The following is a 20810-nucleotide window of genomic DNA, read 5'->3' as shown; positions in this document are numbered from 1 at the left end:
CCCGTCGCATCGCCCGTTCACATGGGCAGCGCCCGGCGGCGGCGCGTCACCCCGCCGCAACCACCGAATTGAACGACGTATCCCACAACGGTGCGACGTTGGCCGGCCCGTCGAGTACGCCGATCCGGGTAAACACATCGGCGACCTGTTGATGCTGCGCGACCACGTCGGGCGTCACCGGCAGTAGCGCGAAGTCTTCGCTGCGCTGGTCGAACATCGCGACGAGATCGGCAACCGGCACGCGCGTCTCGCGGTTCTGCGCGAGCGCATAGTCGCGGAAGCGCCCGTTCGCCCACGCATACGCGTGCCGGAACCGCAGCAGCAGATCGGCGGTGGCCGCGCGCCGGCGCGCATCGTCGAGCACCCGGGGATTCGCGTACACCGGAAAATTTCCCGACAGATAGCCCTTCCCCGTCTTCAGCACGCGCGCGCCGTAGCGATTGCGCGCGAGCTGGCCGTTGTAGCCGTAGATCGCCCACGCGTCGATGTCGCCGCGATCGTACGCCGACAACCCGTCGGTCGGCGACAGGTTGATCGGCTGGATGTCGTCGAAACCGAGGCCGGCCTCCGTCAGCTGACGATACAGAAAATAGTGCGACGTCGTCGCACGCACATAGCCGACGCGCTTGCCCTTCAGCGCCGCGATGCTGCGGATCGGCGTGTCCTTGCGCGCGAGCGTGACCTGGTTGTTCAGGTCTTCGCGCACCCGCGAAATGAACCGCACATTGGCTTTCTGGCGCGCGGCGAACACCGCGGGGATTTCGCTGCCCGAACCGATATCGAGCGCATCGGCATTGAGCGCCTCGATATGCAGCACGCCGTTGTTCAGCTCGCGCCAGTCGATCCGGTACGGCGTGTCGCCGAGCCCGGCAGCCTGCAGCAGTGCGCGCCAGCCGCCCTTGTAGGTCGCGACGCGCAACGTCGTGCCGGCGAGATCGGTGTTGACGGCCGGCGCCGCGAACACGGACCTCGCGGCCAGGGGTGCCGCCACGGCCGCGGCGCCGGCGAGCAGCAGGCGGCGGCGTGACGCCGAGATTGACGACATCGGGTGCTCCTGTCGATTGATTGGGTTGCCGGAACCGGCGTGTCAATGCAGCGCCGGAAATCCGTGGCGCTCGGCCAGCAGCTCGAGAATGCGGCGCGCGTCGGTGACGAAGCGCACGTCGCCGAGCGTCTGCGCGTCGTCCGGCGCCGGCTGGTCGCGGCCGAGCACGAGGACCGGCAGGCCCTGATGGGCATCGTCGAGCGCGTCGATCACCGCGGCCCGCGGCCGCTCGAACCCGACGCGTTTCACGTCGAGGCGGCCGGCACGATCGGGCGCGCTCGCCAGCAGTCCTTCGATCGACAGTCCATGCGGACAGACGAAGCGTTGGCCCGGATGCTTCGGATCGGCAAAGCCCGGTTCCAGCAGAAACAGTACATCGCGACTCATGTCAATCGGCTCCCATGTTCGTTGATCCACCCGGCCGGGACGCTTGCACCCGTGTGCGCGTCGATTTCCGGCGCATGCCGGCCCGCGACCGGATGCCCGACTCTACCGTCACGCGTCGTGCGGCCCTACCAACGTTTTGCGGAATCGATATGCGGGACCGCATAGCGCATCGGTGCTACGCCGCCTAGCGGGCGTTGCATAAAAACATCGCGGTCGGGGCTGCACATATTGCGGATATCGAACGATTTCATCGATCGATATGACATCACGCACGGGTTGCCGCTGCCCGCCGTATGCGGTCCAGGCGATGTGTTCGCCGCAGCACGCACGCCGGACGCGATCACGACGGACATGCCGGGCCGGCGACCCTGCACATTACAAATCGGCCGCGCGACGATTTACAAACCACGGATCGACCGTTCGTCGGCGCGGCCGTCGTCAATAGCATCGTGATCCTCACGGACGTACCCATAAAAAACAGAGGATAGCGATGATCAAAAAATCGGTAGTACTGGGTTTGGTTTCGATCGGTTCGGTCAGTGCGTACGCGCAGAGCTCGGTGACGTTGTACGGCGTCGTCGACGCCGGCATCGCGTATACGAACAACCAGGGCGGCGCGAGCAACATCCAGCAGACGAGCGGCAAGCTGAGCGGCAGCCGCTGGGGCCTGAAAGGCGCGGAAGATCTCGGCGGCGGCCTGCAGGCGGTCTTCACGCTCGAAAGCGGGTTCCGGCCGAGCGACGGCGGCCTCGGCCAGGGCGGCCGACTGTTCGGCCGCTCCGCGTACGTGGGTCTCGCCAAGTCGGGCCTCGGCACGCTGACGTTCGGCCGCCAGTACGAGCCGATCACCGACCTCGTCGCGCAGTACTCGGGCGCCGGCTTCTGGTCGCCGGCCACCCACGTGGGCGACAACGACAACCTGAACCAGAGCTTCCGGCTGAACAACGCGGTGAAGTTCCGCAGCGACACGATCGCCGGCTTCACGGCCGACCTGCTCTATGCATTCAGCAACCAGGCGAACGGCGGAGCAGGCACGGGTTTCTCGAACAACAACGCCTGGGGTGCATCGGCGAACTACGTGAACGGCCCGCTGTCGGTCGGCGGCGGCTACGTGCGGTTCAATCACCCGAACGCGACGTCGAACACAAGCGGCGCGGTGGGCGGCGCGACCTCGACCACCGGCAACGACTACAGCGGTGCATTCTTCTACGGGCTGAACGGCGGTGTGCTCAAGCAGCAGATCGGGGCGCTGGGCGCGAACTACGCGCTCGGCCGCGCGACGGTCGGCTTCGCCTGGAGCCACACGCAACTCGACTATGTCGACGGCTCGTCGCGCAAGTTCAACAACTACGACGTGAACGCGCGCTACCAGATCACGCCGGCCGCCACGCTGATCGGCGTCTATACGTTCACCGACGGGCGCGCGAGCGGCCTGCCGGGCACCGGCGGCCAGACGCTGAAGCCGCGCTGGCACCAGTTCACGCTCGGGTTCGACTATGCGCTGTCGAAGCGCACCGACATCTACGTATCGGGCATCTACCAGCTCGCGGCCGGCGATGCGAGCACGGCCACGTCGGGCGGCTATCGCAAGATCGCCGCGATCTCGAACATCGGCAGCGCGTCGTCGACGAACCGGCAGCTCGCGTTCGTCAGCGGGCTGCGCGTGAAGTTCTGACGGCACGCGTATCGGGGGCGGCGCGATAAGCAAAGCGGGATTCGTTGTTTGCCGCGCCGTGCCCGGTTGCCGAGAATGTGCGTTTCGCCGCGCGAGGCCGCCTGCGTGAACGCCGAACCGGACGGGCGTCGCGCCCGTCGCCGTTGCCCGGCGCGCGCCACCCTCGCCAGGAGCAAGCCATGAGCGACACCTCCCTTGCCGCCCCGCTCGCGCCGTCGCCGTTCGTCGACGTCCGTTCACCGGCGGATTTCCCCGACAGCCCCGTGTCGCGAGCGCTCGCGCAGCCGCTGATGCTCGGGCTGTTCCTGCCGATCCAGGCCGGCGGATGGAGCGCGTCGACCTTGCCGCGTTCCACCGACTGGACCTTCGACTACAACGCCGATCTGGTCGCGCGCGCCGAGGCACTCGGCTTCGATCTGGTGTTCGCGCTGTCGCAGTGGCTGCCGAAAGGCGGCTACGGCGGCGTGTTCGACGGCCAGGCGCTCGACTCGTTCATGACGCTGGCCGCGCTGACCGCGCGCACCGAGCGGATCATCCTCGTCGCGACGAGCCACGTGCTCTACGGGCCGTGGCATCCGCTGCATTTCGCGAAATTCACCGCGACGCTCGATCACATCTCGCGCGGGCGCTGGGGCATCAACGTCGTGACGGGTCATCGCGCGATCGAACACGAGATGTTCGGCTGGAACCGGATCGAGCACGACCGACGCTACGAGATGGCCGCGGAATTCCTCGATGCGGTCCAGCAGTTGTGGGCGCAACCGGACAACTTCAGTTATACGCCGGCACTGTCGAACTGGCGCCTGGGCGGCGCATTCGTGACGCCGAAGCCGCGTTACGGCCGCCCGTTGCTGATCAACGCAACGGGCTCCGACGCCGGCATCGAATTCGCGGCGCGCTATTCGGACATCGTGTTCGTCACGAGCCCGGCCGGCCCCGACGCCGAACGGGCGATCGACGCGCTGCCCGCGCATACTGCCCGCGTGAAGGCGGCCGCTGCCGCACGCGGCCGGACGATCCGCACGCTGCTCAATCCGCTCGTGATCTGCCGCGAGACGGCGGCGCAAGCGCGCGCGTACCGCGACGCGATCGTCGCGCACGCGGACGAAGGCAGCTTTCACCGTTTCGACAGCGACGCGCATGCGTGGCGCGGCGGCTTCGACCAGCGTTCGCAGACGGCCGCGCGTGCGATCGGCGGCAACATCTCGATCACCGGCTCGCCCGACGAAGTCGCCGACACCATCGTGCGGCTGCACCGCGCCGGCATCGACGGTATCCAGCTGAGCTTCTACGACTTCAGGCTCGACCTCGACTTCTTCGGCGAACGCGTGCTGCCGTTGCTGCGCGAAGCCGGCTTGCGGCGCTGACGTCCGGCCGCGGCAACCGGCCTGGTGCGATCAGAACACGCGCCCTTCGGTCAGGTGCGTCGTCACGCCGTTCAGTTCGTAGTCGCCGATCACGCGTGCCTTGTGCAGCAGCGGGTTGTGACTGAAGATCGTGCGCAGGTTGCGCCAGTGCCGGTCGAAGTTGTGCGCGCGCGCCGTCGCCGACGCGCCGCCGACTTCGAACAGCCGCTCGGCCGCATGCAGCGCGAGCTTGCTGACGATCAGCTGCGTGCGCGCGGTCGCGAGCGCGCTGTCGAGCACCTGCGCATGCGCGTCGGCGTCGCCCGCTTCGATCGCGTCGGCGGAGCGATCGAGCGCCCGCGCGTTTTCGCGCACGAGCGCGTCGATCGCGTGGCTGTGCGCGGACAGCTCGCCGACGACCTGCTGGACGAAATGGTCGTCGTGCGCGGTGGGCGCCGGGCTGTGCAGCGCCGGGCGTCCGTGCGCGAGCACGTAGCGACGTGCATCGGCCACCACGTTGCGCACGATGCCTGCCGCCGTCGCGACGAGATGCAGCTGCCGCAGCGCGCCGCAATGGCGGCCGACGAGCGTCGCCCCGTCGCGCGCGGTCACTTCGTCCGCGAACACCTGCACGTTGTCGAGCAGCAGGCTGCCGCTCGCCGTCATGCGCTGCCCCATCCCGTCCCAGTCGTCGAGCACCTGCACGCCGTCGCGCGCGACGGGAATGATCACGGCCAGCGCGTCGCCCTGCTCGTTTTCCACGTTGATGCGCGCGAAATCGGCAAACGCGGTGCCCGTCGAATAGTATTTTCGTCCCGTGACCCGATGGTGATCGCCGTCCCGGCGCAACACGGTCGTGTTTTCGCCCGGCCGCGACGTGCCGAGCTCGGTCGACGCGCCGCCGAAGATCGCGCCGGCCAGCACGCGTTCGAGCTGCACGTCGTTGAACGGTGTGCGCGGCGACAGCCGCAGCGTCTCGGTCTGGTCGTAGTGAATGCGCAAGGCGTGCGCGAGATTCGAATCGGCGGCGGCCAGCGTCGCGATCGTATCGAACAGATCGACCAGCCTGCCGCCAAGGCCGCCGCGCGCCACCGGAATCCGCAGCGCGCCCAGTGCCGAGCGCCGAAAGATCGCGAAGCCCTCGAACGGCAGTTCGCGGCGCGCCTCGCGTTGCGCGGCATCCTGGCCGAGCGCGTTCGCGAGATCGGGCAGCGTGGCGAGCGCGTCGCGCAACGCGTCGCGTGGATCGACGGCATCACGGGCAGTCATCGGGAAAATCCTTGTGGGAGGTGATCGGGTGCGTCGCGGCGAAGTGCGATCGCGGCATCGCAAAGTATAGGGACGCGTCCGGCGCACGTGAAAAGCCGATTTCAGCTTTTGTTATGCGTGCGCCGGGAATGGTCGCGCATGGCTGCCGTGTCGGCGCCGGATGGGCCTGCGACGCACGGTCACGACGATGCCCGCGCACGAAACCATCCGCTCGCGGCGCGCAGAGACAACGCTCAGTCCGCCGCGCCGTTCCGGCAGAACCCGTGCGCCGACTCGCCATCCCGGCCCGGGCCCGAGCGGTTCCCGGCGCTCGCTCCGGCGTCAGCGGCGTGGCGCGAAGGCGTCGACATCCGTCAACGCAGCGGACCACGCCCACAGACGTTCAGCGTCCTCCCGATCGATCGCGTGCGGTCGCACGCCCGACTCCTCGTTGCCGCGCGTCACCACCGCGATGTCGCAATCCTCGCAGTAAACGCCGCCGATTTCGGCGAGGCGCGGCGACGTTGCGGCCCACACCTGCGTCGCCGCGCCCTGCGCCGGCGTTTTGAAAGTCGGGTCGATCGGCACGCCGTGCTCGTCCACCCAGCCCTGCGCCATCATCTCCTCGCGGGTGAGATGACGTTGCAGCGGCGTCGCGATCTTGCCCGGATGCAACGAGTAGGCGCGGACGCCAAACCGGGCGCCGAGCGCGTCGAGTTGCACCGCGAACAGCGCATTGGCGGTCTTCGACTGCGCGTACGCGAGCCATTTGTCGTAGCCGTGCGCAAACTGAACGTCATCCCAGCGAATCGGCGAAAGCCGGTGCCCGAGCGACGACACCGCGACCACGCGGGCGCCGTGCCCATGCGCGAGCGCGGGCCACAGCCGGTTGACCAGCGCATAGTGGCCGAGATGATTGACGGCGATCTGCGCTTCCCAGGCGTCGCCGACGCGCGTCTCGGGGCACGCCATCACGCCCGCGCTGTTGATGACGATATGCACGTCGCGCCGCGCGTCGACGAACCGCGCGGCGAATGCGGCCACGCTCGCGAGATCGGCGAGGTCGAGTGCCGCGCTCTCGACGCCGGCCATCCCGCGCGTCGCGTCGCGCGCGGCATCGGCGCTCCGCGCGCCGACGATGACCTGCGCGCCGGCCTGCGCCAGTGCGCGCGTGGTCTCGAGGCCGAGACCCGAATGGCCGCCTGTGACGATGGCGGTTTTGCCTCGAAGGTCGAGACCGGCCAATACATCGCTCGCCGTCGACGCGGCGCCGAATCCGGAATGAAGGGGGTGTTGCCTGCTCGTCATTGAAGGCTCCAGGAATGATACGCACGGCACGCGGCCGCCCGCCGGTCACGTCACCGCACGAGCCCATTCTCGGGGCACGCACCCGGACTGTGAATGCAATAGAATCCGTTTTTTCGTCGAGATCGTCCGGGAGTTGCGCATGGATCCGCTGTCGGAAGTGCTGTCGCTACTGGAAACGCGCGATTCGTTTTTCACCGGCCTGCGCGCCGGCGGTGCGTGGGCAGTCGCGATTCCGCCGCCCGACGGGGTCAAGTTCAACGCGGTGGTCGAAGGAAGCTGCTGGCTGACCGTCGACGGAGCGGGGCCGCCTGTCCGGCTGCGCCCGGGGGACTGTTTCCTGCTCGCTTCGCCGCGCGCGTTTTCGCTGGCGAGCGATCTCGCGCTCGCCCCGGTGCCGGCCGCCGACGTCTATCGGAATGTCGAACGCGGTATCGCGCACTTTGGCGAGCCGGCGGATTGCTTTCTGATCGGTGGCCGCTTCGTGTACGAAGAAGGCATGCCGCTGCTGCTCGGCAGCCTGCCGCCCGTCGTCGTCGTGAACGGCGGCTCCGAACAGGCGGCGGTGCTGCGCTGGGCGCTGCAGCAACTCGCGCAGGAATTCGGTGCGTCGTCGCCAGGCGGGTCGCTGATGGTCCGGCATCTCGGACACATGATGCTGGTGCAGATCCTGCGGCGCTATGTGGACGACGGTGCGAACGGCGATGTCGGGTGGCTTGCGGGGTTCGCGGATTCGCGGGTGAGCGCGGCGCTGGCCGCCATTCACGCAGAGCCGGCGCGACGCTGGAGCGTCGACGCACTCGCGGCCTGCTGCCACGTGTCGCGCTCGACGTTCGCGCTGCACTTCAAGCGACGGCTGGGATTCGGGCCGCTCGAATACGTGCTGCGCTGGCGGATACAACTTGCGATGCGGGAGCTGCGACGTTCGAACGTCTCGATATCGGCGATCGCGCAGCGGCTCGGCTACGACTCGGACAGCGCGTTCGGACACGCATTCAAGCGCATCGTGGGTTGTTCGCCGCGCGCGTATCGGCATGGCCTGGCCGACGGGTCGGGCCACTAGCGCCGGTCGCCTCTGCGTCTGTTGGCGCCCGCGAATGGCCTCGGCGGCACAGCCGAAGCGGCACTTCCGCCAACGGGATTCATTTACATCAACGGCGTCAGGATAAGTTTTCTTATCACAACACCATGATTAGATAACCAAACTCGCATTTACGAGAACGCCCCGCATGCCGCGAGGCGCCCCGCTCAACGTCCGATCGGCAATCCGGTCGGCTCGATCCAGCCGAGCTTGTACGCGATCAGCAGCGACAGAAACAGCGTGACCGACAGCCCGACGCGGGCCGCGAGCGACCACGCCATCCGCTTGGATTTGCCGCGATCGTGATTCATGAAATACAGCGCGAAGATCAAGCTCGCGATGATCATCGCGAATGCCACAGAAACCAGCAGGGTTTTCATTGCTGTTGCCTTTGAAGATCCGAATCGGCCTGAATCAGTTCGGCCAGTTTATTCCGTTCGTCGGCGATGCCGCCGACGCCTGACGCGGGCCAGTCCAGCGCGACGCCGTTGCCCAGCGAATCGCGCACGAGCGCCTGGTAGCGCCGGTCGTTGAGCCGGCCGTGATCCATGGCTTCCGAGATCTCGCGCCGGAACGGCAGCGGGAAACTCGCGTAGGCGCGCGACAGCGCCGCATATTGTCTCGCATCGATCTCTTTCGACGATGGTATTACAGTCCAGAGCACCACGGCCACGATGGCCGTGAACGGGATCGCCGTGTAGCGAAGGATGAACTTGATCGGGGTCATGAAGCGGTGGGTCGAAGGAATCGCAAACGCGGGCCGCGCGGCAGCGAAGCCACAGGCCGGTCGTACCGGGCATATTGTACTGAAAGCCCCATCCGGCTAACAGAGTATGATAATGACATTATCATGTTCATCACATGATTCGACAGACCCGGTCTCCGGCGCAGGCAGCGTGCCCACCCTGCCGCCCGGCGCCGGCTTTCCCGTCCGTGCCCGCGATCCGCGGCGATTGAGCGAAACCCTTATGCCAGCGCAGTACTTTCGCAACCTGACCGGAAAACACCGCAGCGCGACCGCGAACCGTCAGCTCGGGTTTTCGCTGGCCTTCGTCGCCGGCGCGGCCAATGCCGGCGGCTTTCTCGCGGTCAAGCAGTACACGTCGCACATGAGCGGCATCGTGTCCGCGATCGCCGACCAGACGGCGCTCGGCGACGTCCGGCTGGCCCTGGCCGGCATCAGTTCGCTGGGGTCGTTCCTGTTCGGCGCCAGTTGCTCGGCAATCCTCGTCAACTGGGGGCGCCGCCGCGGGCTGCATAGCCAGTTCGTGCTGCCGCTGCTGGTCGAGGCCGCGTTGCTGCTCCTGTTCGGGCTGCTCGGCAGCCACCTCGCGCTGTGGGAAACCTTCTTCGTGCCCGTGACCGTGACGTTGCTGTGCTTCATCATGGGGCTGCAGAACGCGACGATCACGAAGCTCTCGGGCGCGGAGATCCGCACGACGCACATGACGGGCATCGTGACCGATCTCGGCATCGAGCTCGGGAAGCTGTTCTACTGGAACCGGTCGGCCATCGACGTCGACGCGCATGCGGTGATCGCCAACCGTTCGAAACTGAGGATTCACGCGATGATGCTCACGTCGTTCTTCGTCGGCGGGCTGGCCGGCGCGATCGGCTTCAAGCATGTCGGCTACGTATCGACGGTGCCGCTCGCCGCGGTGCTCGTGATGCTCGCGATCGTTCCCGTGATCGACGATCTGCTCGCGCTGCTCCGCGGCAGCCGCTGATCGGCCCCGAGGCCCTCGTTCCGGCGGCGGCACCGAAGTCGGATCGATTATAATTTGATTAACATACCGACCACGCTCGACCCGTCATGGAAACGAAAACCGCCCGCCTGACCGTCCTGATCGACCCCGCGAAGAAGGAAGCCTTCGAAATGCTCTGCGCGGAGCAGGATCTCACGCCGTCGCAAGTCGTGCGGCAACTGATCCGCGACTATCTCGACCGGCACGGCGTCACGTACAAGACCAAGAGCGCGCTCGGCAAGCGCGTGAAGTAAGCGCGGCCACACCGGCCGCGCCCGCGACGGCGGTCACACGCCGGTCATGCGTCGATTTCCCATCGCCCGCGCGCTTGCGCGCGCCGCGCCAGCCGCCGCGGATCGACGTTCTCCCCTGCCTTCATGCGCCTCGCCGTGGCCGCCAGCTTCAGCGTGCCGGCCTGCTCGCACGCGAGCGCGCGTTCGAGCAGGATCCGCAACGACGGCAGCCGGGTGTCGTGCTTCCATGCGAACGCGACGAAGTTGTTGTCGTCGCCGCACGGCACCAGCGTATACGACGCGCCGAACACCGTTCGCAGGTGCTCGAGATGCCGGGGCAGCGCCGGATCGTCGTCCATCAGGTTGATCGCCAGCACGCCGGTGTCGCCCAGGCGCGCGCGGCACGCGTCGAGGAAGGCCGCGCCGGTACACCGGCCCGGCGTGCCGTCGGCGACGAACGCGTCGTGCAGGATCACGTCCGTCCGGACGTCCGCCCGGTTCACATGATCCGCGCCGTCGGCGCATATCACCGAGAACCGTGCATCATCGGCGGGAATCCTGAATATGTCGCGCAGCGCGATCACGTCCGGATTGATCTCGACCGCGTCGATCGCCGTACCGGGGAGGTGCCGGTAGCAATATTTCGCGAGCGAGCCGCCGCCGAGCCCGAGCATGCAGATGTGCGCAGGCTCGGGCTGCAGCAGCAGAAAACCCATCATCACGCGCGTATAACCGAGCTCGAGCCGCACGGGATCGCGCAGCGACATGAAGCTCTGCGTCGCGAAATGATCGAAGTGCAGCGACAGCGCATGCCGTGTCTCCAGCACGAACGGCCGGCCGTCGTTCAGCGGCGTCGCCAGGAATTTGACGAACGCGTCGTAGGAAGCTGGATCGTCGATCATGGGCGGGCAATCGGGCGAAAACGGCCGGGCGCGACGTGCGCTCAGACCTTCTTCAGGTAGCAGGCCTTCAGCATGAAGCCGCCCATGTCGGTCTTGCAATCGACTTCGTGATCGCCGCCGACGAGCCTGATACTCTTCACCTTGGTACCCATCTTCAGCGTGATCGACGAGCCCTTCACGCGCAAATCCTTGATCAGCACGACCGAATCGCCGTCCGACAGCACGTTGCCGTTCGCATCCTTGACGACGTCACCCGCCGGTTCGTCGACCACTTCGGCACCCGCCGACCATTCATGGCCGCAGTCGGCGCAGACGGTCAGCGTGCCGTCCGGGTAAGTGTTTTCCATCGCGCATTGCGGGCAGGCGGGGGCGGCGTTCATTGCAGCTTCCATTCGGGAGGAGTTGGATCGGTCAGGAAAATGCCGGGCGGGCAGGTTGCGCACCCGGGCGGTCATGCAACCGGGACACGCCTGCCAGGACGCGGCAGGCCGCCATCGGCGCACACGACATTATAATGCAATACACATATCCTGACCGATGCATTATAATCCTCGACTTCACGATATTCAGCGAACTTGAAGGCAGCTTTACTGAGGATGTCTGCAAGTTCGCACCGGATCGCGCGCCGCGCTCCCGCGGAAAACCGCGAAAGCCCGGCCCGACGGTGCACGCCGCACATCGATCCCGCCCCCGTCCGGAGGATTTCCAGCATCGTGGCAACCGTTGTGTACGTTCAGATCGGCTCGGCGTGGAACCGCAACCGCGGTGCCGCCGCCCGCGACGCAACCGCCGACGCAGCGCGCCGCTTCGAAAGCGACATCCTGCTGATCGCGAACGGGCTCAGCGGGAACGCTAAGGACAGCGCGGCCATCGCGTCGCTGCAGGTACACGGCGGCACGTCGGCCCAGGTGCTGGCCACCGGGCCCGATGAAGAAGCCGCGCTGCACGCGCTGCTGCCGCTGCTCCAGGCGCGCTGATGCTTGCGCCACCCGTCTCGCGGCATTGCGCCGCGCCCCCCGAATCTCCACTCCCCGAGGAAGCGATGAGCGATACCGACATGTCCAACACCCCCAACCTGTCCGCCTCCGCCATCTGGGCGCTGGAACGCCTCGCCGATGTCCGCTACGGACGCGATGCGCCGGCACTCGGCTGGTCGATCGCGCGGGAGCTCGTCAGCGCCGGCTTCGTCAGTCATCCGGTGCACGGCCGCTCCGGCGCGTCGATCACGGCCGAAGGGCGGACCTTCCTGAAAAGCCGGAAATAGGCCGCCGCCCGCGAGCGACCTTGCCTTGCACGGGAGGAGCCCGATTGCCGGTTGCGGCCGCACGGGGTTCCACGGCGGGGATGCCCGCGGCCATGCGGATTGCCCGTTGCATCGGGCAACAGCGGCTGCGCGACGCCGCCACCGCCGCGCAGGGGTTTTGATATGATTTCGGCGCCTTGATGGCCAGGTTGTTCTGTCCAACCCTGTTCCGGAAACCTCGATGCCGCCGGTCTCTTCCCCGCCCGTTCTCGACACGCCCCGCCTCGTCCTCGAAGGCCATCCGCTCGGCGACTTCGACGCGCTTGCGGCGATGTGGGCCGAGCCGGCGGTCGTCTCGCACATCTTCAACGGCCAGCCGTCCGCGCCGCGCGATTCGTGGATGCGCATGCTCGCGTATCGCGGGCTGTGGCCGCTGCTCGGCTACGGCTACTGGGCGATTCGCGAGAAGGCGTCAGGGCGCTATGTCGGCGATCTCGGCTTCGCGGATTTCCACCGGAACATCGAGCCGTCGGTGCGCGGCGTGCCGGAAGCCGGCTGGGCGCTCGCGAGCTGGGCGCACGGCAAGGGCTACGCGACCGAGGCGCTCGCGGCCGCGCTGGCGTGGCTCGACGGGCAGCAGCGCTTCGAGCGCAGCGTGTGCCTGATCGCGCCGACCAACGTCGCGTCGATCCGCGTGGCGGAGAAGGCCGGGTATGGCGAACCGGAACGCATCCGCTTCAACGACGCCGATTCGTTGCTGTTCTCGCGCAGGCGTCGATAGGCGCGAATACCGCGTTAATCCGGCGGCCGCCTCACTCCGCTGCCGGTTCGTAGAAATGCCTGAAAAGACTGTCGTCCATCGGCCAGCAGTTTCCGCATTCATCGAGCAGGATCCAGTCGCCCGGCTTCACCGTGCGCCAGCCTTCCGGCGTCGCGATGGCCCAAACGCCGTGACGGCTCTTCACCCGGTCATGATCGCCGTCGGCGAACCACCGTGTTGCATCGACATAACTGGTGCGTTTTCTGAATCTCATGCCATTCCCAAAGGAAGCGAATATCCGCTTCGTGTTGCCGGACGGGAAACGGATCGGGTGCCCGCGCGGAAAGCGCGGCTCGAGGCGGCGGTGCCGCCTTCGGCGCGATGATCCCCGCGTGGATTTCGTGTGGCGACCCGGCTCCCCGCCCCGCGCACCTGCAACGAATCGCGATCCGTCCGGCGCGCGCGACAGGTGCCGAAATTGTAGGGACGGATACTCGGCGACATTGGTAATATTTTGTAATGATATGTCGAGTAACCTTGCCCGGCCTCGGTTTCGCCCATACAGACGACGGTGGGAACAACGGATTTTCCGCAAACGTTTTCGTCTGAAGGATGCCCGATCGCGCATCCTCGCCGGCCCCGCGCCGGCTATCGCGCCGACCGTTTCGGCCAAACGTGCGTCTGCACGCCGACAGCCATTCGCCGCTTCGCCAGGCAGCGGCGGTCCCCCCATCGATACGCTCACCGAACGAATCAGATTTCGTCACATTCCGTCGGAATGTCGCGCAGTACCATGCACGTCGCGTCGGCTACCCCGCGTTCGGACTGGGCCTGACCGCTCGCCACTTTCCCGTTTCCCCCCTCGTTCCGCGATGCCCATCCGAATCCTGCTCGTCGAAGACGACGTCCCCCTGTCCGCGCTGATCGCCGACTATCTGCGCCAGCATCATTACCAGGTGGACACGCTGTCCGACGGCACGGGCGCGGCGACGACGATCATCGCGAGCCGCCCGGACCTGGTGCTGCTCGACATCAACCTGCCGGGCAAGGACGGCTTCGAGATCTGCCGCGCGGCGCGCACGCAATACGACGGCATCCTCATCATGATGACGGCCCGCGACGAACCGTTCGACGAGTTGCTCGGCCTGGAACTGGGCGCCGACGACTTTCTCCGCAAGCCGGTCGAGCCGCGCATCCTGCTCGCGCGGATCAAGGCGCAGTTGCGGCGGGCACGCCCGCAGCCGGCCGACCGCGGGCCGGAATCGCCGCAGCGGTTCACGTTCGGCAAGCTCTCGATCGACCGCACGGATCGCCGCGTCCACCTTCCCGACGGCAGCGTGCCGCGCCTGACGTCGACCGAATTCGACCTGCTGTGGGCCCTTGCGTGCCGCGCCGGCGAAGTGGTCAGCCGCGCCGACCTGACGTTGCTGCTGCGCGGCATCGCGTTCGACGGCCTCGATCGCTCGATCGACGGCCGCATCTCGAAGCTGCGCCGCAAACTGCGCGACGACGCGACCGAGCCTAAACGGATCAAGACCATTCGCTCCAAGGGTTATCAGTTCAGCAAGCACGCGTGGGAGTGACGCGGTGCGTGTGCAAACCTAACGTGTTCGTGCTGCGACGGCTCCAAGCGCCGACTTCATGCAGCGCATCGGCGGCCGTGAACACGGTGCGGCCGAACCGTTCGGTCGGAATGCGCGACAGCGCCGTCAGCAGGACCGCGAGACTCTGCAGCCCGCTTTGCATGCCCGGCGCGTCGGGCGTATCGGTCTCCGCATGCGGAGACGTCGCGTCGGGGGGCTCGCGCGCGGTCGTCGGTACGCCTCCACTCGATGTAACCGCCTTCCACGGTCCGCGCCGCCAGACGGATCGTCCGGCCCCGACGGGGACGAAATGACAAACGCTTGAAAAAGCGGATACCCGACGTCGCCGACGGCAACGCGAGCCTTCGCGCCGGTCACGACTCTTCCGGGCGCGTTTCGGGCCGCCCGCCGGCACCGTCGCGGCCGGCGACCCGCTTCGCCAGTTCGAGATAGTTCCGCGCAAGCTCGCGCAGCTCGTCCTCCGACGCGTCCTCGATTCCGATCAACTGGTCGTTTGCCGCACGCGTCACGGCGACGAGTTCGTCGAGCTTCAGGTGCAGCGCAACGCTGTCGCGGTTCTGGTTGCGTTGCAGCAGGAACACCATCAGGAACGTGATGATCGTCGTCCCGGTATTGATGACGAGCTGCCACGTGTCCGAAAAATGAAACACCGGCCCGCTGGCGAGCCACAGCGCAGTCACGGCGACTGCACTGCCGAACGCGATCGGCGAACCGGCCCACAAGGTCACGTGCGACGCGAAACGTTCGAAGGCACGCGTGACGGGATGTCTGGCCGGTACCACCCGCCGGTCGGCCGCGGCTGCGCCGCCCGCATGCACACTTGCTCGTGATGATTCGTTCGATTCGCGCATGGCGCCTCCCGGACAAGACTGTCGGTCATGGCGCGAGCAGGCACGGGCCGCGAGCGCGCGGCTGCGGTGCGGCCCGCATGCGGGCGCCATCGCCGAGCGAGCATTTCGTGTGCCCGGCAGGTGCCGTCCCGCACGCGACGACGCCGCGCTCAGTCCCGCAACACCGCCACCGCCTTGATCTCGACGATGTAGCCTGGCGAGCCGCCCAGCATGTGCGCGCCGACCGCCGTCCATGCCGGTTTCGGATCGGCGTGCAGATACCGGTCGCGCACCTGCATGAACAGCGGCAGGTCGCGCATGTCGGTATGGAACGTCGTCAGGTCGACCACGTCGCCGAACGATGCGCCGGCCGCCTCGAGCACGAGCCGCAGGTTCTCGAACGCCTGCACGATCTGCGCCTCGCGGCCGTCGACCGGTTGCATCGCCGCGTCGCGGCCGATCTGGCCGGACACGTACAGCGTGTCGCCGACCTGCAGGCCCGGCGCATAGCCGATTTTCTCGTACACCGCTTCCATTCCCGCCGGAACGATGGCTTTGCGATCACGCATGGAGGTCTCCGTGGCCGGCGGCATCGCGCCGGCCGTCTGGTTGTCGATGAAAGCGGTCGATGGGCGAAGTCCAGCGGCACCCCGCTCAACCCGTATCGCCGCCGGCGACCGGCAGCACCGTGCCGGTGATGTAGCTCGCCTCGTCGGACGCGAGGAACAGGATCGGCGCGATCTGCTCGTCGAGGCTGCCATAGCGCTTGAAGTACGTCGACTCGGTCACCTGCCGCACGGCCTCGGCCATCCACGCCTGCTCCTGCGCGCTGTCGCCGGCCGCATTGCGCGGCACGCGACGCGGCGGTGCATGCGTGCCGCCCGGCGCGGTGGCCACGACACGGATGTTGTGCGCCGCGTACTCCATCGCGAGCGCCGACGTCAGCGCATTGACGCCGCCCTTCGCCGCCGAGTACGGCACGCGGCGAATCCCGCGGGTCGCGTTCGACGAGACGTTGACGATCGTGCCGCCGCCGCGCGCGATCAGGTGCGGCAGCACGGCGTGACAGGTATAGAGCGTCGGCATCAGCGAGCGGCGGATTTCCGCGTCGATCTGCGCCGGCTCGAATTCGGCGAACGGACGCATGCGGATCGCGCCGCCGACGCCGTTGATCAGGATGTCGATGCCGCCGAACGTCTGCACCGCGTATGCGATCGCCGCCTGCGCGCCTTCATAGGTTTCGAGATCGGCGACGCAGCCCGCCGTCTCGCCGCCGCTCGCCTCGGCCGCCACCTCGGCGACGAAATCCGCGCGATCGACGAACAGCACCCTGCCGCCCTCGGCCGCCGCGCGCAGCGCGACGCCTCGCCCTATACCCTGCGCCGCGCCGGTGACGACGACGACCTTGCCGGAGAATCGTTGCATGATCATGCCGCCTTTGCCGTGACGTTGGGCGTGAATTTCTCGTAGTGGAAGCTGTTCGGCTTCACGCCTTCGTCGTCGAAATACTGGCGCACCGCGTCGACCATCGGCGGCGGCCCGCACAGATACACGTCGACATCGCCGTCGTTCAGTGCATCGGCCGGAATGTGCTGCGTGACCCAGCCCTTGCGCGGATGGTCCGACGCGGCATCCGCGACGACCGTCGCGAAGCTGAAGTTCGGCAGCTGCGCCGCATAGGCCTCGATCGCGTCGACCAGCACGAGATCGAGATCGCGCGTCACGCCGTAGATCAGGTGCACCTTCTGCCGCGAGCCGCCGCGCGCCAGCACTTCGAGCATCGACAGGAACGGCGCGAGGCCGGTGCCGCCGGCGAGGAACAGCAGCGGCCGCGCGACGTCGCGCAGGTAGAAGCTGCCGAGCGGGCCGTGCAATTGCAGCGTGTCGCCCGGCCGCGCCGATTCGAGCCACGTGCTCATCACGCCGCCGGGAATCTTCTTGATCAGGAAGCTGACCTTCGCATCGGCCGGCGCCGACGAGAACGAATAGGAGCGGTGCTGGCCGCTCGCGGGCACGTCGATGTTCACGTACTGGCCCGGCAGGAACACCGGCGCGGCCGCGCCGACGTCGAGCTCGAGCACGACGGCCGCGTCGTTGTGCTGCTCGACCTTCGTGACCGTCGCGGCAAAGCCGCTCTGGCCGGTCTTGCACGCGACCGACGAGGTCGGCACCGCGATCACGCAATCGCTTTGCGGCACCATCTGGCACGTCAGCACGAGGCCGCCGTCCTTCTCGTCTTCGGTGAGCGCGTCGTCGATGTAATCGTCGCCGAGGTCGTAGCGGCCGCTTTCGGCGCGGCACTTGCAGGTGCCGCACACGCCGTCGGAGCAATCCATCGGCAGGTTGATCTTCGCGCGGAAGGCCGCGTCGAGAACCTTCTCGCCGGCCTTGCAATCGATGAAGCGGGTTACCCCGTCCTCGAAATTCAGTGCAATCGTGTAGCTGGACATGGTGTCGCCTCCACTTCCTTTCATCACAAAACGACGGCGTCAGACGTGATAGACGTCGAGCACCTGCCGGATGTAGTCGTTCTTCAGCACGATCTTCTTGTGCGAGATCAGCAGCGCATCGCCCGCCCGGCGCAACGTGACGAACATCGTGCCGAAGAAGTGGTCGGTCACGCGGTAACGATGGTTCAGCGTGTGAAAGTTGTAACGCACGTCCACTTCGTCATCGCGCTCGGCCAGCACCTCGACGTTCGTCACGTTGTGGCTGGTACGCGGCTCGGGCGTCGATGCGCCGCTGCGCTCGGTCTTGATCCGGAACACGCGGTCCTCGAGGCCGCCGCGGTCCGGGTAGTACATCAGCGAGATCTGGCTCTGCGGGTCGTCGGTCGGCCGGTCGTCGTCGTCCCACGCGGGCATCCAGTACGTGACGTCCTCCGAATAGCAGGTCAGCCACTCGTCCCACTGGCGATCGTCGAGCAGCCGTGCTTCGCGATACAGCGTCGTGCAAATGGTCCGGTAATCGAAGCTCATGCCGCCACCTCCCCGCGTTCCTTCTTCAGCGCATCGCGCATCACGTGCACCCAGTGTTCGTGCTGGCACACGAACAGCCCTTCGTCCTCGCTGCGCTCGCCCGAGATGCGCGGGTTCAGTCCCATCTTCGTCGCGTTCTCGTCCGGCCCGTCGACCCACAGCGGCGCGCCGCGCGACAGGTCGTTCCACATCGCCGTGACGCCCGCATAGCCGGCCTGGCACGCGCGGAACTCCTCGAGATCGTCGGCGGTGCCCATGCCCGTGACGTTGAAGAAATCCTCGTACTGGCGAATGCGGAGCGTGCGATCGGTGTCGCTCTCGCCCTTCGGCGCGAAGCAGAAGATCGTGACTTCGGTCCGGTCGACGCCGAGCGGCCGCACCACGCGGATCTGCGTGCTGAACTGGTCCATCAGGAACACGTTCGGGTACACGCACAGGTTGCGTGTCTGGTTCACGATGAAGTCGGCCTGCACGTCGCCGACGCGCGCGCGGATCTCGTCGCGATGCCGGTACACGGGCCGCACTTCCGGGTTCATCGTCTGCGTCCACAGCAGGATGTGGCCGTTGTCGAAGCCGTACACGCCCGCGACCGACTTGCTCCAGCTGTTCGCGTCGACGGCCTTGGTGCCGTCTTCCTTGCGGCGGCCCATCGTCGCCGCATAGTTCCAGTGCACGGTGCTGACGTGGTAGCCGTCGCAACCGTTCTCCATCTGCATCTTCCAGTTGCCTTCGTAGATGTAGGACGAGTTGCCGCGCAGCACTTCAAGCCCGTTCGGCGCCTGGTCGACGATCTGGTCGATGATCACGCGCGCTTCGCCGAGGTAATCCTCGAGCGGCAGCACGTCGGGGTTGAGGCTGCCGAACAGGAAGCCGCGATAGCTTTCGAAGCGCGCGACCTGCTTCAGGTCGTGCGACCCGTTCGTGTTGAACTGCACCGGATATTCCGTCGTCTTCTCGTCCTTCACCTTCAGCAGCTTGCCGGTGTTCGAGAAGGTCCAGCCATGGAACGGGCACGTGAAGCTGCCCTTGTTGCCGTGCTTGCGGCGGCACAGCATCGCGCCCTTGTGCGCGCAGGCATTGATGACCGCGTGCAGCTCGCCGGTCTTGTCGCGCGTGATCACGATCGGCTGGCGGCCGATCCACGTCGTGTAGTAGTCGTTGTTGGCCGGAATCTGGCTTTCGTGCGCGAGGTACACCCAGTTGCCCTCGAAGATGTGCTTCATCTCGAGCTCGTACAGTTCCGCGTTCGTGAAGATGTCGCGGCGGCAGCGGAATACGCCGGCCTCCTTGTCGTCCTGCACCGCGGTGGCGAGCAGGTGATCCAGTTCGTTGGTGGGGTCGATCGTGGCGGACATGTTGTCTCCTTCCATGCGCGTGCCGCGTCCTGCAAGCACGCTCGCATCGGTTTCGGTTGAATCTCGCGGAAACCCGGCCGGCGGCGGCGCATGCGCGCCGCGCCGCCAGGCGGTTATGCCGTCGCGGCTGCGCGCGGGCGGTGGACGATCTGGTTGTCCTGGCCCTGCACCAGCGGCGTCAGCACGAAGTTGAATTCGATGTCCTGGTAGGCATCGGCCTTCATGCCGAGCGCCGTGCCGCCGGTCTTCCCGACCACGGGCGGGATCAGCTCCTCGCGCGTCGCGTACGCGAAGTCGTCCCAGATCAGCGGATCGCCGTCGATGTTGAACTGCGTCGTCAGCTTGCGGTGATCGGGGCTGTCGACGAAGAAGTGCACGTGCGCCGGGCGGTTGCCGTGGCGGCCAAGGCCGTTCAGCAGTTGCTGCGTCGCGCCTTGGGGCGGGCAGCCGTAGCCGACCGGCATCAGCGTGCGAAATTCGTACTTGCCGTCGGCACCCGTCTTCACCGCGCCGCGCAGGTTGAAGTCGGTCTGCGCGCCGGTCGGGTCGAAGTGCGAATAGAAGCCCTTCGAGTTCGCGTGCCAGCATTCGACCACCGCGCCCGCGACCGGCTTGCCGTCGAGGCCCGTGACCGTGCCGTGGATCACGAGCGGGCCCGCGCCGTCGTCCGCGTCGAGATCAATCTTCGACACGCCGTCGCGAACCGGCGCGCCTGCGACGTACAGCGGCCCTTCGATCGTGCGCGGCGTGCCGCCGTCGAGGCCGGCGGCCTGGTCCGCGGCGTCCATCCGGATGTCCAGGTACTTCTCGAGACCCAGACCGGCCGCGAGCAGCGCTGCCTCGCCATCCTGACCGAGCTTGTTCAGGTAGTTGACGCCGGCCCACACTTCGTCGGGCGTGATGTCGAGATCGTCGATCGCCTTGAACAGGTCGCCGAGCAGGCGCAGCACGACCTGCTGCGTGCGCGCGTGACCGCCGGCGCCGCCCGCGTTCGACGCGGCCTTCAGCAGATCCTGCACTTCCCGGGTTTCGAAAACTTTGACGCTCATGATGGTGTCTCCACGTGTATTTTG

Annotated in this window: 25 protein-coding genes; 9 read left to right on the top strand and 16 right to left on the bottom strand. The window is 67.0% G+C overall.

All coding sequences use genetic code 11. The features are described 5' to 3' along the window. Positions 1–46: 46 nt before the first annotated feature. Both AC0KUR_RS08770 and AC0KUR_RS08765 read right to left on the bottom strand, forming a co-directional pair. Positions 47–1045 (bottom strand): ABC transporter substrate-binding protein, encoded by a 999-nt coding sequence (locus AC0KUR_RS08770; protein WP_473375719.1) that lies wholly within the window; start codon positions 1043–1045, stop codon positions 47–49. A gap of 42 nt (positions 1046–1087) precedes the next feature. Continuing rightward, positions 1088–1432: a DUF3088 domain-containing protein gene (locus AC0KUR_RS08765; RefSeq protein WP_034190052.1), complete on the bottom strand. Its 345-nt coding sequence runs from the start codon at positions 1430–1432 to the stop codon at positions 1088–1090. Positions 1433–1922: 490 nt separating this feature from the next. On the opposite strand from AC0KUR_RS08765, the gene AC0KUR_RS08760 reads away from it, so the two are divergent. Both AC0KUR_RS08760 and AC0KUR_RS08755 read left to right on the top strand, forming a co-directional pair. Continuing rightward, positions 1923–3107: a porin gene (locus tag AC0KUR_RS08760; protein WP_034190051.1), complete on the top strand. Its 1185-nt coding sequence runs from the start codon at positions 1923–1925 to the stop codon at positions 3105–3107. A 179-nt stretch (positions 3108–3286) separates the two neighbouring features. Next, positions 3287–4474 (top strand): LLM class flavin-dependent oxidoreductase, encoded by a 1188-nt coding sequence (locus tag AC0KUR_RS08755; RefSeq protein WP_473375718.1) that lies wholly within the window; start codon positions 3287–3289, stop codon positions 4472–4474. Between the two features lie 30 nt (positions 4475–4504). Here the strand turns inward: AC0KUR_RS08755 and AC0KUR_RS08750 are convergent, their stop codons facing one another. Together AC0KUR_RS08750 and AC0KUR_RS08745 are read right to left on the bottom strand one after the other, a co-directional pair. Next, on the bottom strand, positions 4505–5722 hold the full coding sequence (locus AC0KUR_RS08750; RefSeq protein ID WP_473375717.1) for an acyl-CoA dehydrogenase family protein: 1218 nt from the start codon (positions 5720–5722) through the stop codon (positions 4505–4507). Positions 5723–6043: 321 nt separating this feature from the next. After that, positions 6044–7009, bottom strand: coding sequence for an SDR family NAD(P)-dependent oxidoreductase (locus tag AC0KUR_RS08745; RefSeq protein WP_473375716.1), 966 nt, complete (start codon positions 7007–7009; stop codon positions 6044–6046). Positions 7010–7148: 139 nt separating this feature from the next. Between AC0KUR_RS08745 and AC0KUR_RS08740 the strand changes: the two genes are divergently transcribed. Continuing rightward, positions 7149–8069: an AraC family transcriptional regulator gene (locus tag AC0KUR_RS08740; protein ID WP_473375715.1), complete on the top strand. Its 921-nt coding sequence runs from the start codon at positions 7149–7151 to the stop codon at positions 8067–8069. A 185-nt stretch (positions 8070–8254) separates the two neighbouring features. Here the strand turns inward: AC0KUR_RS08740 and AC0KUR_RS08735 are convergent, their stop codons facing one another. Beyond that, positions 8255–8467 carry a twin transmembrane helix small protein gene (locus AC0KUR_RS08735; RefSeq protein WP_006489184.1) on the bottom strand — a complete coding sequence of 71 codons (213 nt, stop codon included), beginning with the start codon at positions 8465–8467 and terminating at the stop codon, positions 8255–8257. Then, the gene (locus tag AC0KUR_RS08730; protein WP_034190047.1) at positions 8464–8814 is read right to left on the bottom strand and encodes a hypothetical protein; all 351 of its coding nucleotides are present in this window, start codon (positions 8812–8814) and stop codon (positions 8464–8466) included. The genes AC0KUR_RS08735 and AC0KUR_RS08730 overlap by 4 nt, the downstream gene beginning before the upstream one ends. 241 nt (positions 8815–9055) lie before the next feature. Here AC0KUR_RS08730 and AC0KUR_RS08725 point away from each other — a divergent pair, with 241 nt between their 5' ends. Next, the gene (locus tag AC0KUR_RS08725; RefSeq protein WP_034190046.1) at positions 9056–9814 is read left to right on the top strand and encodes a YoaK family protein; all 759 of its coding nucleotides are present in this window, start codon (positions 9056–9058) and stop codon (positions 9812–9814) included. 86 nt (positions 9815–9900) lie between these two features. Next, entirely contained in the window at positions 9901–10086 is a 186-nt protein-coding gene (locus AC0KUR_RS08720; protein WP_034190045.1) for a ribbon-helix-helix protein, CopG family, read from the top strand. 44 nt (positions 10087–10130) lie between these two features. Here the strand turns inward: AC0KUR_RS08720 and AC0KUR_RS08715 are convergent, their stop codons facing one another. Beyond that, on the bottom strand, positions 10131–10967 hold the full coding sequence (locus AC0KUR_RS08715) for a class I SAM-dependent methyltransferase (protein WP_367190721.1): 837 nt from the start codon (positions 10965–10967) through the stop codon (positions 10131–10133). Positions 10968–11008: 41 nt separating this feature from the next. Next, positions 11009–11347, bottom strand: coding sequence for a zinc ribbon domain-containing protein YjdM (locus AC0KUR_RS08710; RefSeq protein WP_034190043.1), 339 nt, complete (start codon positions 11345–11347; stop codon positions 11009–11011). 333 nt (positions 11348–11680) lie between these two features. Between AC0KUR_RS08710 and AC0KUR_RS08705 the strand changes: the two genes are divergently transcribed. The 3 genes from AC0KUR_RS08705 to AC0KUR_RS08695 all read left to right on the top strand — a co-directional run bounded on the left by AC0KUR_RS08705 (position 11681) and on the right by AC0KUR_RS08695 (position 12991). Next, complete coding sequence (locus tag AC0KUR_RS08705) at positions 11681–11944, top strand: HPr family phosphocarrier protein (RefSeq protein ID WP_034190042.1); 264 nt, start codon at positions 11681–11683, stop codon at positions 11942–11944. A 65-nt stretch (positions 11945–12009) separates the two neighbouring features. Next, positions 12010–12231 (top strand): hypothetical protein, encoded by a 222-nt coding sequence (locus tag AC0KUR_RS08700; RefSeq protein ID WP_034190041.1) that lies wholly within the window; start codon positions 12010–12012, stop codon positions 12229–12231. Positions 12232–12451: 220 nt separating this feature from the next. Further along, a complete protein-coding gene (locus AC0KUR_RS08695) occupies positions 12452–12991 on the top strand; it encodes a GNAT family N-acetyltransferase (protein ID WP_473375714.1) in 540 nt (179 codons plus the stop codon). Positions 12992–13022: 31 nt separating this feature from the next. Here AC0KUR_RS08695 and AC0KUR_RS08690 read toward each other — a convergent pair whose 3' ends face one another. Then, positions 13023–13244, bottom strand: a complete 222-nt coding sequence (locus tag AC0KUR_RS08690) for a hypothetical protein (RefSeq protein ID WP_034190039.1) — start codon at positions 13242–13244, stop codon at positions 13023–13025. A 598-nt stretch (positions 13245–13842) separates the two neighbouring features. Between AC0KUR_RS08690 and AC0KUR_RS08685 the strand changes: the two genes are divergently transcribed. Continuing rightward, a complete protein-coding gene (locus AC0KUR_RS08685) occupies positions 13843–14553 on the top strand; it encodes a response regulator (RefSeq protein ID WP_059561100.1) in 711 nt (236 codons plus the stop codon). A 374-nt stretch (positions 14554–14927) separates the two neighbouring features. Here AC0KUR_RS08685 and AC0KUR_RS08680 read toward each other — a convergent pair whose 3' ends face one another. The 7 genes from AC0KUR_RS08680 to catA all read right to left on the bottom strand — a co-directional run bounded on the left by AC0KUR_RS08680 (position 14928) and on the right by catA (position 20786). Then, on the bottom strand, positions 14928–15425 hold the full coding sequence (locus AC0KUR_RS08680; protein ID WP_049030435.1) for a low affinity iron permease family protein: 498 nt from the start codon (positions 15423–15425) through the stop codon (positions 14928–14930). A 149-nt stretch (positions 15426–15574) separates the two neighbouring features. Beyond that, positions 15575–15973, bottom strand: coding sequence for a RidA family protein (locus AC0KUR_RS08675; protein ID WP_049030437.1), 399 nt, complete (start codon positions 15971–15973; stop codon positions 15575–15577). A gap of 85 nt (positions 15974–16058) precedes the next feature. Continuing rightward, the gene (gene benD, locus AC0KUR_RS08670; protein ID WP_473375713.1) at positions 16059–16835 is read right to left on the bottom strand and encodes a benzoate diol dehydrogenase BenD; all 777 of its coding nucleotides are present in this window, start codon (positions 16833–16835) and stop codon (positions 16059–16061) included. Further along, positions 16832–17854: a benzoate 1,2-dioxygenase electron transfer component BenC gene (benC, locus tag AC0KUR_RS08665; protein ID WP_034190025.1), complete on the bottom strand. Its 1023-nt coding sequence runs from the start codon at positions 17852–17854 to the stop codon at positions 16832–16834. The genes benD and benC overlap by 4 nt, the downstream gene beginning before the upstream one ends. Before the next feature lie 39 nt (positions 17855–17893). Next, a complete protein-coding gene (benB, locus tag AC0KUR_RS08660; protein WP_034190024.1) occupies positions 17894–18382 on the bottom strand; it encodes a benzoate 1,2-dioxygenase small subunit in 489 nt (162 codons plus the stop codon). Further along, a complete protein-coding gene (locus AC0KUR_RS08655) occupies positions 18379–19737 on the bottom strand; it encodes a Rieske 2Fe-2S domain-containing protein (RefSeq protein WP_034190095.1) in 1359 nt (452 codons plus the stop codon). Before AC0KUR_RS08655 ends, benB begins: the two co-directional genes overlap by 4 nt. Positions 19738–19850: 113 nt before the next feature. Further along, positions 19851–20786, bottom strand: a complete 936-nt coding sequence (catA, locus tag AC0KUR_RS08650) for a catechol 1,2-dioxygenase (RefSeq protein ID WP_226253114.1) — start codon at positions 20784–20786, stop codon at positions 19851–19853. Positions 20787–20810: the final 24 nt, after the last annotated feature.

Source organism: Burkholderia sp. YHN3-13 (assembly GCF_055810675.1).
This window is presented reverse-complemented; position numbering and strand designations above follow the sequence as displayed.